The sequence below is a fragment of the Fibrobacter sp. UWEL genome, from assembly GCF_900142535.1.
Taxonomy (GTDB): Bacteria; Fibrobacterota; Fibrobacteria; order Fibrobacterales; family Fibrobacteraceae; genus Fibrobacter.
This window is the reverse complement of record NZ_FRBE01000013.1, coordinates 1-15221: the sequence shown is the minus strand read 5'-3', so window position 1 is coordinate 15221 and position 15221 is coordinate 1. Positions and strand designations below refer to the sequence as shown.

Annotated in this window: 12 protein-coding genes; 3 read left to right on the top strand and 9 right to left on the bottom strand. The window is 51.0% G+C overall.

What is annotated here, in order from left to right; all coding sequences use genetic code 11:
• Window positions 1–230 precede the first annotated feature (230 nt).
• The gene (locus tag BUB59_RS09330) at window positions 231–1526 is read left to right on the top strand and encodes an aminotransferase class I/II-fold pyridoxal phosphate-dependent enzyme (RefSeq protein ID WP_073229055.1); all 1296 of its coding nucleotides are present in this window, start codon (window positions 231–233) and stop codon (window positions 1524–1526) included.
• Window positions 1527–1650: 124 nt separating this feature from the next.
• A complete protein-coding gene (locus BUB59_RS09325) occupies window positions 1651–2940 on the top strand; it encodes a citrate synthase (RefSeq protein WP_073229052.1) in 1290 nt (429 codons plus the stop codon).
• Between the two features lie 114 nt (window positions 2941–3054).
• Here the strand turns inward: BUB59_RS09325 and BUB59_RS09320 are convergent, their stop codons facing one another.
• Together BUB59_RS09320 and BUB59_RS09315 are read right to left on the bottom strand one after the other, a co-directional pair.
• Window positions 3055–6081 (bottom strand): discoidin domain-containing protein, encoded by a 3027-nt coding sequence (locus tag BUB59_RS09320; RefSeq protein WP_073229047.1) that lies wholly within the window; start codon window positions 6079–6081, stop codon window positions 3055–3057.
• Between the two features lie 112 nt (window positions 6082–6193).
• Window positions 6194–7381, bottom strand: a complete 1188-nt coding sequence (locus BUB59_RS09315; protein WP_073229043.1) for a tRNA dihydrouridine synthase — start codon at window positions 7379–7381, stop codon at window positions 6194–6196.
• A 105-nt stretch (window positions 7382–7486) separates the two neighbouring features.
• Between BUB59_RS09315 and BUB59_RS09310 the strand changes: the two genes are divergently transcribed.
• On the top strand, window positions 7487–7858 hold the full coding sequence (locus BUB59_RS09310) for an HU family DNA-binding protein (protein WP_073229040.1): 372 nt from the start codon (window positions 7487–7489) through the stop codon (window positions 7856–7858).
• A 133-nt stretch (window positions 7859–7991) separates the two neighbouring features.
• On the opposite strand, the gene BUB59_RS09305 is transcribed toward BUB59_RS09310, so the two are convergent.
• The 7 genes from BUB59_RS09305 to BUB59_RS09275 all read right to left on the bottom strand — a co-directional run bounded on the left by BUB59_RS09305 (window position 7992) and on the right by BUB59_RS09275 (window position 14832).
• Window positions 7992–8723, bottom strand: a complete 732-nt coding sequence (locus BUB59_RS09305) for a pseudouridine synthase (protein WP_083540265.1) — start codon at window positions 8721–8723, stop codon at window positions 7992–7994.
• Entirely contained in the window at window positions 8723–9340 is a 618-nt protein-coding gene (locus BUB59_RS09300) for a hypothetical protein (protein WP_143160315.1), read from the bottom strand. The genes BUB59_RS09305 and BUB59_RS09300 overlap by 1 nt, the downstream gene beginning before the upstream one ends.
• A gap of 161 nt (window positions 9341–9501) precedes the next feature.
• Entirely contained in the window at window positions 9502–10080 is a 579-nt protein-coding gene (locus BUB59_RS09295) for an MlaC/ttg2D family ABC transporter substrate-binding protein (RefSeq protein ID WP_073229033.1), read from the bottom strand.
• A 10-nt stretch (window positions 10081–10090) separates the two neighbouring features.
• Complete coding sequence (locus tag BUB59_RS09290; RefSeq protein WP_073229030.1) at window positions 10091–11449, bottom strand: TolC family protein; 1359 nt, start codon at window positions 11447–11449, stop codon at window positions 10091–10093.
• A 149-nt stretch (window positions 11450–11598) separates the two neighbouring features.
• Complete coding sequence (locus BUB59_RS09285; protein WP_073229028.1) at window positions 11599–12207, bottom strand: lytic transglycosylase domain-containing protein; 609 nt, start codon at window positions 12205–12207, stop codon at window positions 11599–11601.
• Window positions 12208–12274: 67 nt separating this feature from the next.
• Window positions 12275–12964, bottom strand: a complete 690-nt coding sequence (locus tag BUB59_RS09280; RefSeq protein WP_073229025.1) for a hypothetical protein — start codon at window positions 12962–12964, stop codon at window positions 12275–12277.
• A 5-nt stretch (window positions 12965–12969) separates the two neighbouring features.
• Complete coding sequence (locus BUB59_RS09275; protein WP_083540264.1) at window positions 12970–14832, bottom strand: alpha-amylase/4-alpha-glucanotransferase domain-containing protein; 1863 nt, start codon at window positions 14830–14832, stop codon at window positions 12970–12972.
• Window positions 14833–15221 lie beyond the last annotated feature (389 nt).

The window sequence follows — 15221 nt, the reverse complement described above, 5'->3', positions numbered from 1 at the left end:
AGGAACAATTGCTGAATATGATAAGTTCCTAACCGCCGCCCATCCCTCAACGTTTCCCGTCCCTAAAATCACATTTTACTTACAAACAAATATTGTAATACGGTTTGTGAAAAAACTGCACATTTTTTGGTTGTTTTGCGGTTTTTGAAAGGCTCGCCTACCTTGCGAGCAGGTCCAAAAAAAACTAAATTGCCCTCGGTTTAAACATATTTTTCAACAGGACACGAAAAATGAACTACAATCCTCTCGCAGTTGCCTTGAACGCCGAACTTTCTGCAAACGGTTGCAAGGTCCTCGATATGCTCTCTGAACAGGGCAAGGCCATTTTCTTCCCCCGCAAGGGTATTCTTGGCCAGGGTGCCGAAGCTAAGGGCTCCGACATCAACGCTACCATCGGTACTGCTCTCGAAGACGACGGCAGCCCCCTGGTTCTGGATTGCGTTCTCAAGTCCCTGAATCTCCCCAAGCAGTCCTTCCTCTATGCCCCCAGCTTCGGTAATCCGGACCTGCGTAAGGCTTGGAAGGAACAGGTCATCAAGAAGAACCCGACCCTCGCCTCCAAGCAGTTCTCTAACCCGGTCGTGACCTGCGCTCTGACCCACGCTATCAGCTGCGCTGGCTACATGTTCCTGGACGCTGGTGACGAAGTCATCATTCCGGACCTGTACTGGGACAACTACGAACTGGTTTTCGAAAACGCCCGCGGCGCTAAGATCCGCACTTTCAATACCTTCAAGAACGGCGGTTTCGATACCGAAGCCCTCAAGGCTGCTCTCGCTGCAGGCAAGAGCGACAAGAAGGTCGTGCTCCTGAACTTCCCCAACAACCCCACCGGTTACACCGCAACTGAAACCGAAGCTGTTGAAATTGCAAAGATTTTGACCGATTGCGCCGCTGCAGGCAACAAGGTCGTGGCCCTCATGGACGACGCCTACTTCGGTCTCGTTTACGAAGAAGGCGTTACCCGCGAATCCCTGTTCGTTAAGATTGTGGACGCTCACGAAAACCTGCTGGCTGTTAAGCTGGACGGCCCCACCAAGGAAGACTACGTTTGGGGTTTCCGCGTTGGCTTTATGAGCTTTGGCTTCAAGGGTGCTACCGAAGCCCAGCTGAAGGCTCTGGAAGACAAGGCTGCAGGTACTGTCCGTGGCAACATCTCCAACGGCCCGTCCATTTCCCAGAAGATTCTTCTGGCTGCCTACCAGTCTGCTGAATACGCCGACCAGAAGGCAGAAAAGTACGCTACCCTCAAGAAGCGCTACGACATCATCAAGGAAATTCTCGCTACCCATCCGGAATACGCAGAATCCTTCGAAGCAATGCCCTTCAACAGCGGTTACTTCATGTGCGTCAAGCCCAAGGGCGTGGATGCCGAAGAACTCCGCCAGAAGCTCATCAAGGATTACAGCACCGGCACCATCATGCTGTCCGGTCTTATCCGCTTGGCCTTCTCCGCAGTTCCCACCGAAAAGCTGGGCAAGCTGTTCGACAACATCTACAAGGCTGTAAAGGACCTGCAGAAGTAATCAGCCCGCCACGGCTTGGGCGTGAAACCATCCCACGGAAAGTTTACGCCCGAAATATGGCACAAAGTTTGCTACAATTAGCATGAGCCTTTTTACAAGGCATGTAACTTTAACTGGAGGATCAATGTCCGACAACGCAATACTGAACTATGCCGGAAAGAGCTACGAGCTCCCCGTCACTGAAGGTACTGAGAACGAACACGGTCTCGATATTTCCAAGCTCCGCAAGGACTCTGGACTTATTACGCTGGATTACGGCTACCTGAACACCGGTAGTACCAAGAGCTCCATCACCTACGTGAATGGTGAAAAGGGTATTCTGCGCTATCGCGGTTACGCCATCGAAGACTTGGCAGAAAAAGCCACCTTCCCGGAAACTGCATGGCTCCTGATTTACGGCGAACTGCCCACATCTCAGCAGCTGTCCCATTTCCGTACCCTGCTGACCGAAAACGCACTCCTCCACGAAAACCTGCTGAACTTCTTCCGTCAGATGCCGCCTAATGCCCACCCCATGGGTATCTTGAGCTCCATCGTGAACGCCGTGGGTTTGTTCACCCCCCGTTTCTATGACGACGAAAACATTGCCAGCGCATTCGAACTGACTACCGCCGGCTTGATTTCCAAGGTTCGTACCATCGCTGCTTTTGCTTACAAGGCAAGCATCGGTGAACCGTTCGTGTACCCCGAAGCAGAACGCAGCTACTGCAGTAACTTCCTGAACATGATGTTCTCCAGTAAGGCTCGTCCTTACCACCCGGATCCCATCATGGAAAAGGCACTGAACACTCTCCTGATTGTTCACGCCGACCACGAACAGAACTGCTCCACTTCTACCGTCCGTATGGTGGGCAGCTCTCAGGCAAACCTTTACGCTTCTATCTGTGCAGGCATTTGCGCCCTGTGGGGTCCTCTCCACGGTGGTGCTAACCAGGCTGTGCTGGAAACCCTGCTCCGCATTCAGCAGAGCGGCATGACCATCGAACAGGTCATGGCAAAGGCCAAGGACAAGAACGACCCGTTCCGTCTCTCCGGCTTCGGTCATCGCGTCTACAAGAGCTACGACCCCCGCGCCAAGGTTCTTAAGAAGCTGATGTACCAGGTCTTCGAACGCGAACACGTTCACGACCCGCTGCTTGACATTGCTCTGAAGCTTGAAGAAGCCGCCCTGAAGGATGAATACTTCATCGAACGTAAGCTCTATCCCAATGTGGACTTCTACTCCGGTATCCTGTACCGTGCCATGGGTATCCCCACCGACATGCTCACCGTGATGTTTGCTATCGGTCGTCTGCCCGGCTGGATTGCCCACTGGAAGGAAATGCACGACGATCCCAACTCCAAGATCAACCGTCCCCGCCAGATTTATACTGGCTTCAACCAAAGACCTTGGGTGGACCGCGACAAGCGTTAACAGAAATGCCTCGCAGCGACAAACTGCGAGGTTTTCTTTTTGATTTTCATTTTATCCCAGCAGGAACAGCCCGCTGGGATTTTTTTCAAAGATCCCTGAACGCTAGCCGAAGGGCTATCTCAGGCGGCGCAATCCCTTGGGCATGGGCACCTCGGTTCCGTCTTCCTGCAGCAGGTAGATGTTGTCCAGACTGATGTAGCCCACACCGCTATGACGGGCGCGGAAGTTGATGGTCTTGATCTTGGTAGGATCCAGCTGGGGGATTGTCTTGCCCCAACCTTCCTGGGCCATGTTTTCCCAGATGAGGGTATCGCGCATCCAGTTGCCGCGGGTGGTTTTCAGGCGGACCATGAATTCGTCGTAATCCTTCACCTGGTCGCTCTGGACCTGCACTTCGATATAGCCATCGGGATTGTTGTGGTTGGTGGCATAGTCAAACACCACACCTACAGACTTCTTGATTTCCGGAGGAACCACATAGTAAGCGCCAGAGTAGTTGGGCCAACCCTGAGTAGGCGGCTGTTCGATGTGGAAGTCATGACGGATAAAGCCACCATGGGGCGGATTTCCGTTAAAGACCTTGGCGTTCATTTCTGTATTGCCTTCGCCCACCACCGGGAACCATTCCACAGCGTCCAGGCCGTTATCGAAGTTCTGCAAAATACTTGTGGTACGATACTTGCCACGAATGCGGAACGGAATCTTTTGGACAGTCTTCTTGCCGCCCAGGCCAGTAACGGTCAGTTCCATTTCAGTACCCTTGGCACCAGTGCCCTGCACCACTACGGGAGTAGCCTTTGCATATTCCGGCACGGGAACCTTCACATGGAAACTTTCGATGGCGGCATCCCACTTGCCATCGTCCGGTGTAATCTTTACAGTTGCTGCAGCGCCGTTCTTTCCGAAACCAGGAACCTTGAGGGTTGCACCAGTAATCTGGCCATCCTGCTGGGAAACCGTTCCAAACAGATCCAGCGTATCGCCAAGCATCATCACCTTCTTTTCGAGGGCGGCTGCCAGAACAACAGGAGCACCTGCGTTCTTAGAAACATTGGGATTGATCTGTGCGACAACTACACCAAAAGGAGGAATGGTAATGTCCCGAGATTTCTTCACGTCAAGCTTTCTGCCACTAGGGCCCATCTTCGGATAAGGATAGGCATTCTTCTGGTCGCCCACCCACTTGAACTGTTCTTCACCGAAAACGTCCACTTCGATGGAGGCATTGTCAGCGCCTGCGCCCACGGAAGCGCGATCAATCTGCACCACCTGAGCCACGTCGCTTAAGTTTGCAAGCAAAACGCGAGCGGAATTTGCGGCGCCGTTTTTGCCCGCAGGAGAAGCCAGCGCATAGGCCACCACATCGGGATTATTGCTTTCCGCAGGAACCACAGCGAAACCCTCTTCCAGGAATCGCTTGAAAGTCATATACAGGCCGTAGTATTCTGCGGTCGGCTCCAAAGACTTCCACTTGTTCCAGGAACCTTCCTTCAAAAGGGCCGACATACTGATAGTACCCCAAGTGTCATCGGGGCTCTTGAAGAGATTACCGAATGCATCCCAGGGCAGCACCTGTAAACGGTCGCCAAAGCGCACCGCATGCTGAGCAAAAATCATGGCCATGGCAGTTGCCTGGGGGTAATCCATGAGCAAGCTATAGCCCTGAACGTTGGTGCTAAATTCAGAAAGGAACACGCGACGCTTATCTTCACCAGAAGCTGACGGGACCTTGTCCACACCCGGCAAGTGGCGCTTCATCCACACGTCCAGCGTATCCATATTGGGGCCCACATCAAGCATGGCCTTCAGCATGTCCTTGGCGTTGGCGCCGTTGGGAGTCCAGTACGGATAGTTATGCAAGTCCATCGCATCCAGGTAGCGCTTGCCGTCGGCCTTTTCCGCCTCGCCCACAATGCGCAGGAATTCTTCCATCCAGTATTTTCCATCAAGAATGCCGGCACCCTTCTGCATCATCTTGTGGGTACTGAGCAGCGGACCGTGAATAATAATCGTGGGGTCCACCGCCTTCATGGCGCGAGCGTATTCCAGGAATCGTGCGGCGTAATGGCGGGCAGAAATGGGGCCGGATTCTTCCCATTCGCCGTCCAGTTCGTTACCGATTTCCCACTGCTTAATATTGTAGCCCTTTACTTTGTTGGCGTACTTCACCCAGGCGGCAGCTTCCTTGGAAGTACCGGTACCGGCGTTCACACAGATCACAGCTTGAGCAGGCTTGCCATTGGCAGACTTAGGCAAGCCATTGATATAAGTCATGAATTCTTCAAAGTGCCAGGGAATGTTAGTCCAGTCGGTGCGAGCCTTGTCGCCGTTGCGGGTAGACATAGCGTACATTTTGTACTCGTTGCCAGCCAGCAAATCCTCACCATTACTGAACATTTTCATTTCGCGGATCTGTACACCCTTGCCCGGCAAATCCTGCAACTTAAAGCGGATTGCCACATAACGAGTGTGCACTGACTTGCCCTTATAAATGGTTTCAGGGCCGGTCACCTTCACCTTGGCTTCCAACTTTAAGTCGTTGGTGAGAGCCTGATGGACACCCGGATACTCCGCATAATCTGTAGTCCAGTATTCATACTGGAAAGCCTTGGGGCGCAGGTCACCCCAGCTAATCTGCAAGGAGTCAATGTTCTTCTTTGCCGGGAATTCCACCACCACCCAAGGCGGGTCATTGGGGTCCAGAATTTCGCCCCACCAAATGGTATTCATGTTGCCATCAGCCAAGTGGCTGCGACGAACAAAACCGTAGTTGTCCTTGGTGGTGCCGCGGTAAATCGTTTCACCCAAAAAGCCCGGAGCATACTTGCCTTCTTCTTCAGTAGAAATCCAGAGGCCCGTGCTATCATACTTACCAATGCCATTCCAGTGGTAATCATTACTCAAAGAACCATTGGGGAAACGGTACAGCTGATAACCGCCATCCACAAAGGCGTCGGTCAAATCGTAGTAACGGCTAGGCGGATTCCAAATGGCCAAGTCAGCAGCCATCATCATATCTTTCTTGATCACAATACCCGGCTTAGTATCGTCGACCTTGATAACATTCTGTGCGGCCTGTACGGCAGTTGCCAAACCAAGGGCAGTAAGCATTGCGGCAGACAAAGCAAATTTCTTCTTCATAAAAACCTGAGGAGAAAAGTTCCAATTCAATCTTTCAGTAATATAAAATAAAGACCGCGGTATAGTTCCGCAGTCCTTATAAAATAAGCACTCAGTGTATCGAATGTGGCAACTATCGATTCACGTAATGGTTCCCGAAAACCAAGGTATTGTCCTTGGCGCCATTCAGGTTCACTAGACGATTGGGCTCGTAACGCAGGCTCTTGGCAATGCCATTTTTCAGCATTTCCTTGCGTTCGAAGAACTCCTCGGGAGTCTGCGCCGTAAGCAACGTCTGGCGAACTTCCATAGCAGCAGAAACGCCTTTAGATTCTTCGACTTCGCTCAGAATGACATTTTCGGAGCCTGCGGCATCCTCAGATCCATCCACAAACCCTTTGCACAGTCTTGCAGCCAGCTGTTTCAAGCGGCCCATAGCTCCCAGTTCCGTACGGCCTTCTTCCTCCAGGAACTTGTAGTAAATGGAGAACACGTCCAGAGCTTCTTCCGCGGTAATAATATGGGCGGGCTTACCTTCCCAGGCGTCGGCGATTTGCCCGAAAATCCAGGGGTTGTGCATGGCGCCCCTGCCAATGCTTACGCCGGACACGCCATAGGTATTGATGCGTTCCAGGGCGCATTCCACGCTGTTCACGTCACCGTTACCTACCACAGGAATCTTTGCGGCGGCGGCCACCTTCCCGATCCAGTCCCAGTTGGCCAGACCATTGTAGCCCTGCAGGCGAGTACGGCCATGAACCACCAGCAGTTCCACGCCCTCGCCCTCGGCGATTTTCAGCGTTTCCATCACGTTGATGGATTCATCGTCCCAACCGATACGGCACTTCAGTGTCAGCGGAATATTCACATCACAAGAATCTAGAGCCTTACGGGTATCGTGGAGAATTTCTTGCAAACGAGGCAAATCCCTAAGCAAACCGGAGCCGCTCCCCTTCCCCGCCACCTTGGGTGCCGGGCATCCCGCGTTCACTTCGATATAGTCCGGATGCAATCCGTCTGCGATTTTTTTGGCCGCAGCGGCCATCTTATCCGGATAGCACCCGAAAATTTGAATGCCAAAGGGCTTCTCCTCGGGGTAAAACTTCAGCTGTTTGTGCCCCGTCAGGCTAAAAACCTCGTCCGCATTGGTAGGTACAAACTCCGAAACCAGGAGACCCATGCGATTTCCGGACAAAACACGGCATAAACGGCGGAAAGGAGCGTCCGTCACCCCATCCATAGGGCTGAGGATGGTATTGGGGAAAATCTCTAAGTTTCTAAGCTTAAAGGTCTTTTTCAAATTTTCAACATCTTTCAACATTCTACCCACAATTATCCACAAAAAGTTCGCAATAAGAACCCGAAAAAAATATTTAATTTCGTTTACTTATACACGCTAACTCGTTGATAAACCTATATTTACGTCGTGCCTAATATTACTAAACAGACTCTCATTCAAGAAATCGCCAAGTCCACCGGATTTGTGCGCAACGATATTAAAACCGTCATCGAACAGTTCCTCGACCTGGTAGGCGAAAAGCTGATCGAAGGCAATACTATCGAAATCCGCGGTTTCGGTACCTTCAGTTGCAAGCCCCGCAAGTCTCGCCCGGCTCGTAATCCTCGTACCGGCGAAACCGTCATGATCGAAGAACGCATGGTTCCTTCCTTCAAGTTCAGCAACGACATCAAGGACAAGATCAACTCTCTTGAAGCTATTGTCGAAGGCGTCAACGCCAAGCTGGAATCCGAAGACAAGGACGTCATGATCTCGGTCAAGTCCGAAGAAGACGCCTAAGCGATCTTGAACGATTCTCAAGTTCCGTTTGCCCAATAAAGTCAAGCGGAACAAATTTAGCTATACTCTGAAAGTTTTAAAGCCCCGGTTCTAAACCGAGGCTTTTGTTTTTACTTAGGAATGTCTCAAAGCGTTACTTCGTCAGCGAGGCAACTTCTTCTTCAGTCATGAAGCGCCAGCCGCCGCTGCCCAAAGTTTCGTCCATAGTCACAGGGCCGATGGCTTCTCGGGTCAAGGTCATCACATGGTTGCCCACAGCGGCGAACATGCGGCGAACCTGATGGTACAAGCCTTCACCGATGGAAATGACCACCGTATCGACTTCTGCGCCGTCCACCACAATGCGTTCCTCGGAAAGCTCACGGGCCAACACCGGGCGGCGTTCGTCCTTCAGCATCACGCCCTTCAGGAGTTCTTCCTTCTGGGCGGCCGTAAATTCACGAGCCAAGGTCACACGGTATTTTTTCAGGTAGCCTTTCTTGGGGCTTTCTACCTTATGGATGAAATCACCCTGGTTAGACAGCAAAATCAATCCGGAGGAATCTGCATCCAGACGGCCCACAGACTGCAGGCCCATAGCAGTGAAACGATCCGGCAGAATATCATAGATGGACTGATGGTCGCGAGCGTTATGGCTGCATTCCACATCCAGAGGCTTGTCCATCATGATGTACAGTTTTTCAACCGTGGGAGTTTCTTCCCCATTCACGACGATGGTTTCGGGACGGGTCTTAAACTCAATAAACGGATCATCCAGAACGTTTCCGTCCAGTTCCACCATGCCGGCGCGGATGAGAGCGCGGGCTTCCTTGCGGGAGCCAAAGCCAATTGATGCAATCAGTCGTTCCAAAGTCAAAGCCGGCATTATTCCTCCGCCATCATTTTCACAATTTTCGTTCTAATCCAGCCCAGTTCAGGCAGTTCACCCGTTTTCAGCACCTGGGCTCTACGACGCCAGAAGCTCCACAGCACAATACCGCCATAGAACAGGATAATCAGGATCAAGCCAATCAAGCGACAAAGATTCACGCGAATTCGGGCATGACCTTCACCGCGCAATTCGTGATCGCCCGTCCAGTCCATACGGAAGTCCCAGTCCCCAATGTAGGGATAAGACTTCAGGAAAGCATTGAGGGAAGCCAACTGTCCCATGGTGGCGTATTCAAAACGAATCCCTTCCACAAAGCAGTTCATAAACTTCAGGTGGCACAGTCTGCAAAATCCCACCAGGAATTTCTTTACAGCCCACCAGGCTTTCTCGTCAAATTCAGGTGTCAGGAGAATGGTCCAGAATTCCGTTTCCGTCAGGGAACGCTTTTCCTTTTCCGCTCCCTCCGGCGCTACTGCAGACTCCGCTTCCGCGCGGAACACTTCCGGATTTTGTTCAACATGCTTTTCTCCGGCGGGCACAGCGGACGGTTCCGACTCCGCAACATCCTGCGGCATTCCGGCAACATCCTCTTCGCCGAAAACTTTTTCCACCTCAAAAAATTTCTTCTTGAAAAAGTATCCCCAGGCTTTCGCCATCCGTTCATCGATTTCCCCATGCACCCAGAAGGTAAACGGGAAAAATAAAACAAGGGCTGCCAATGCGCATAGAATTATGCACACGATCAGCCCAGTGTCAATGAACCCGAACAGGATTACTTCTCCGCGTCGTCAGCCTTCTTGCTGATAACGTCAATCAGTTCTGCGAAGCTCTTGGTCTTAAGAATCTGGCTGAACTGGTCCTTGTAGTTACGGGCGGTAGACAGGTCGTCGATGACCAGGTCCCAAGCCTTCCAGTTACCATCCACCTGGCTCATCTTGTATTCCAGGACAGATTCCTTACCCTTGTTCCACAGGTGAGCGATAACGCGAGCGTCCTTGTCACCCTTCATCTTGGCAGGTTCATAAATGGTAGAGTCTGCGCGATACACTTCAAGACGCTTGGCGCTAGAGTTACGAACCATGCGCTGGAATTCTGCAACGAACTTCTGCTGGGAAGCGGCGTCCTGAGCCTTCCATACATCGTTAGCCAGAGACTTGCGGGCCAGTTCTTCGAAGTTGAAGGAATCATTCAGCAAGGCCTTCACACGTTCAGTTTCCTTAGCGTTGCGGCTGGACTTCTTCAACAGAGCCTGCAGTTCCACGTCCTTCTTCTTGATTGCAGCGACGGGATCATCAGCAGCAAAACTCATCACGGAAGCGATAGCCAAAGCCATCAAGATTTTCTTAACCATAAACACCTCTTTAATTATTAAACACGCTGTGGAATTCTTTCAGGGAATAACCCATGGTAAAGATCAGCTGAGCGAATTCCACATTATACTTGCAGACGGCGAAGTAGTAATCCTTCTTCATACTGACATTCTGAGTGTAAGCGGAAACCAGGTCGCCGGTCTTCGACTTATCCAAATCATACTGCATGGCAGCGCCCTTCAGGATAGATTCAGAAGCACGGAGGCTTTCCTTGAGTGCATCCATCTTTTCCTTGGCAGCCTGCAACTGGTAGTACTGTTCTTCCGCCTTAGCAACCAGGCCTTCCTCGGCATAACGTTCCTTCAGCTGCAAACCCTTATATTCCGTACGGCTGGCACGGAACTTTTCCCAGTTCTTCCAGAAGTTCAAGTTGTAACGGAGGCCAACACCGATCAAGCCATCCAGCTTATTGACGGCATCTTCCGCAAAGGCGTCCTTCTGCATAATCTTGCGGTTACCGGCCCAGCTCTTCACGTACTTGAACTGGCCCATCACGAAAAATTCCGGAGCAAGCTTTGCTTCAGCCAGATCCATCTGGACTCTGCGAGCCTTCAAGCCCGCTTCCAGCTGTTTCAATTCAGGATGAGTAGAAGAAGTCAAGGAACGAACTTCTTCCAGCGTGGGCATACGTTCCGTACGCGGCAACAGGAGAGAATCTTCCGCAACAAAAGTTTCGCCCTCCTTCAAGCCCAGAGAGAAGCGAATCGCCAACTGCACACGCTTCATACCCAGATTAGCATCCACAACACCTTCCTTAACCGTATGCATCTTAGCCTTCAGATTCAGGAAATCCATCTGGGAGACAGCGCCATCGTCTTCGTCAAGAGCTTCTTCCATCTTGTCGTAGGCATCATCCACACGCTTCTTGGCGTCTTCCGCCAAGCGGGTCATCTCGAGAGCAAGCAGGTAGTTATAGTAGTAACTCTGAAGTTCCACTTCCTTCTTGTTCAGCTTATTCTCAATTTCAAAAGTTTTCTGCTGCAAGTCAGCTTCCAGAGCCTTCTTACCAGAATTGTACTGACCAAAATTCAACGGCTGGATAAACTTCGCTTCCACCCCCCAGAACGGTCCCATCTTGGAAAAGTCATACACAGAAACCGTATCGTCCCCATCCAATTCATCCTTCAAACCGGGAGCGGGGCCCACCATCATGGTCACATAGAAAGTTGGGAGAATTGCCTCAGCCTTCAGGGCGCGAATCTTGTCCTTCTTGGTCTGAGTTCCCTGCCTCGTTTCTTCCAGCTGGGGATCATTCTGCATGCCCTGTTCTACAAACTGAGAAAGGTCATAGCGAACTTCACCCGCCATGGCAATACTCACAAGAGACAATAAGAACAAAACACGCAACATAGTAGAGATAAATTTACAAAAAGGCGAACATTGCGGCAATTAAGTTTATTTAATTTGCCATAATTGAGCCGCCGTAAATGCAAACGTAGTTTGCCATTTACAAAAAGGCGAACATTGCGGCAATTAAGTTTACTTGATTTGCATCGCAATTACAAAAAAGATAGACTCATTAAGTCGTTGTACTTTGCAATCACATGCTCATAGTAATTGGTGGGCAAAGGATTCCCCTGTTCCAATAGGCGGTCCACCGCCGAATGTCCCAAATTATAAGCCACCAGAGCGTCTTTCCAATTCCCGTACTTGGCGATCAGGCGGATCAGATAAGCCGTACCCACCGTCACATTGATTTCAGGACGAAGCAAATCCTCTTCCTTCTCGATTTTCAAGCCAAATCTCGCGCTCATGGATTTTGCAGTTTCAAGTTTAATCTGCATCAGGCCCAGCGCCCCCGAAAACTTTCCCGATTTCACTCGACCGCGGGCATTAGGATTGCCACGGCTTTCCTGGGCTACCACCGCCAAAATCAGCAAGGGATCCGTGGCATAGGACCTGGAAATCTGCCAAAGCTGTTCCGTAAGCATCCGTTTCTGCTCGTCCGTTAGTTTATTCTTGCTCAGGTGGTTCAAAGCCTTGTCTATCTTCACATAGTCAATGGTCCACCTGCCATAACCACCCAGCTGTTCAAGCTGGTTACGAAGTTCAGTTTCCTGCGCAGCAAGATTGTCTAGTTCAGTTTTTTGATTAAACCAAAGGGTCACAAAGAGCCCTAGGCTTCCAAACCAGAGCACAAAGAAAAGTCCCACCCAAATAGGTGATATGCGGACATTACCTCTCACGCCTGGTATTCTCCAGGTATTCAAGATATTCCACCCAGCTACTAATCAAGCCGAAGGAACTAAGCATCGTAGTATCCTGCACTACACCCAGCTTACGCAAGGGGCCGATGGAAGCCTCCAGCTTGTCGATTTCCTGGATGTATCGGGACTTCTGATTCTGGAGAGCAATAATTTGAGCCTGCTTATCCGCCAGTTCAGCCCCCTGATTGGACACGATAATAAACAGCGTAATGATCCATCCCAGCAGGAACATCAGGAAGGAAACCGCCACACCCGGGCTCACCGTAATGCCAGAGCGGACACCATAATGCATCCCAATCTGCAGCAACTGTTTCTTGGTGCCGGACTTCTTGTACGCTTCACGATTCTCAAAAATTTGGAAGATATTCTGATAGCGGGCGAAGTAGTTGTACATCTCCTCGGAATCGAAAATCAAGATGAATGCGGCCTTACGGGCCTTAGCGCCATTCAACAATTCCAGGAACAGGTCCAAGTACTTGTCGCTGGTAAAGTGAGCCTGCTTCAAGTTCATGTAAAAGAAACAGCCGGGGCCGTCCAATAACATGGCAAGCTTTTCCTTTACTGCGGAGTATTGGGCAAAGCCAAGAGATCCGGAAAGGGTAATTTCAACGTCATTATCCCTGGATTCCACCTGGATGTTAATCATATCGGATTGCATCTAGGTTACCTCTTGGAAAAATGGACTTGAACGTTCACATCGAAAACCCCAAGACTTTCCATAGCCGTCTTCCAGAAGGGGAACACGCGAATGCCCTGCAGTGCGTCAGGTGCAGCAGAGGAACTGGATGCACCGAAAATGGGAGACAGCAGGATACTGGTAGGCTTGTCAAATTCCAGATGAAGATGACAGGAAGAGTAAGAGTCCACAATTTCAACCTTGCGGGCTTCCGGATAAATCACCCCTTCCCTAAAGCTAAAGGGAATCTTCTTACCATCCACCAGTACAGAGCTTTCCCTACGTTCGCAAGCTGCCAGGCCAGTTTCCAAAAGGAACCCAAAGAAACCCTTCTGGAGGGTAAAGGCAGTGTTTTCAACATGGTAGGATAGTTTAAAGTCTGAGCCCGCAGAGGACAAGGCAAAATTCTTCTGGATCTGAAGTAACCCCAGTTTTTCGCCGATGGATAATGGCTGTTCAGACAAAAGCTCGATGTCCGTGCCAGCCTCATGACGCTTAATCTGATAGTCGTAAGGTGCGGTCAGTGCATGCTCACGGTCAGCCAGAAGTTGATCCAGCTTAGACGCGTTGTAATCCATATTGGGCAGGAAATAATCCTGAAATCCCACAGCAGCTTCGCCATCGTCACGCCAGGAACTTAGGACATTGCAAGACGTAATCTTGGAATTCAAGTAGCGCAGCACGCCACCACCAAAGTAGTCCAGCAGGAACGTAAAGGTATGGTTCTCTGCCGTAATCAACTTTCGTCCTTCCAGGAGAACATCCGCAATCTCCAGACGGATGCCATCAAAAGAAAGATTTTCTGCCAAAAATGCAGAAGACTTCGTCACGAAGCAATTCCCCCAGTATCGAACCTGGGGAGAACGCATACCCTCGGAATCCTGCAAGTCACGATAGAATATGGGAGACACGGAAGGATACAAAGTCTCCAGAAACTTCTGTCGGGTCTTGTCCTTCAGGCCAGCGTTACCGCGGCGGAACAAGGAAAGAAGAATCTTGTGGAATAAGTTAATCTCCGGACGACGCACCAGCAGTTCGCGACATGTCTTGGCAGTGGCCGGCAGACCAATCCGTCTACCCGCAGAAACCAGGAAGCTGAGACGACCTTCAGAGTTCTGGTCGTTCACCGCAGCGCCCACCGTCTTCGTCGCGATGTCGTTGGTCTCGATAAAGTCAATCAGACGTTCAAAGAACGGCACAATATCGCCGGGAGCAGGCGGCATATCCAGGACAACAACAGCAGATCTACCGTCACGGCAGTATGGTTCTGCAATTTCCAGCCAGTTAAAATCATCGTTGGCAATAGCCTGAGAAAGCTTTTCAGATACAGGAACCACCCTCAGGATAGAACCCTTATCTTCCACAGAATACCAGCCCGACACAGACGTAGAACGTCCCAAGGCATCCTGCAAGGCCGATTCCTGCACGAGAGCATATTCAAAACGGTTCTTCTCCAGAAGTTCCGTCATCTCCATTTCCCAAACCATAGAGGAATTGTAATAGCCCGCAGGTTCTAAGCCAAAAAATTTCTGTACCAGCTTGCGGTGCTGTTCCAGCTGCAGCGACTGCAAGTCCGTCGGGAACAAGGGCAGCATGGGATCCAAGAATCCACCGCCTAAAATTTCAAGATAACCATCTTCAACAGCCTTCCTCAAGCGGCTAAACGCAAGAGGACGCGCAGCACTATGTGCAGCTTCCAGAGTAGGACCATCTAGAAAAACAGTAAAGCGCACCTTGCCGGATTCCAGCATCTTGCTGATACCCATAAGCAAGTTCTTCGCAACCGCATCCAGCATCGAATACGCTGTAGAAGGCGGTAGCTGTAACACCATTGAAAGAGTCGGTTTCATACCTCAAAGGATAGCAATTTTTCCAGCGAAAAGCTCAAGAAAATTAAGCCCGCCGACCATTCCCAGCAGACTTTCTCGACCTTCAAAAAAATACAGAATACATCCACCCGAAGGTTTTTCATCCAGTGCCTAGCAGGGCAAGGCGCGCGCCAAACATTCTCCAGACGCAAGCCCGATACGTTTCCGTCGGATGGCCGAGGGATGCGAGGCGCGAGTGCCGCAGCCGTACGGAGACCCCCGCCCGACGGTTTTTCGCTCAGTGCCTAGCGATGGAAGGAGCCGTGGGCCGAAGGCGTACTCAAGACATTTCCCGCGGGTATTTTTCTCGGGACCAAGCAGGACGAGGCGCGCGCAGCGAAGCCGTAGCACGCTACGGCGAGAGGTTTGCG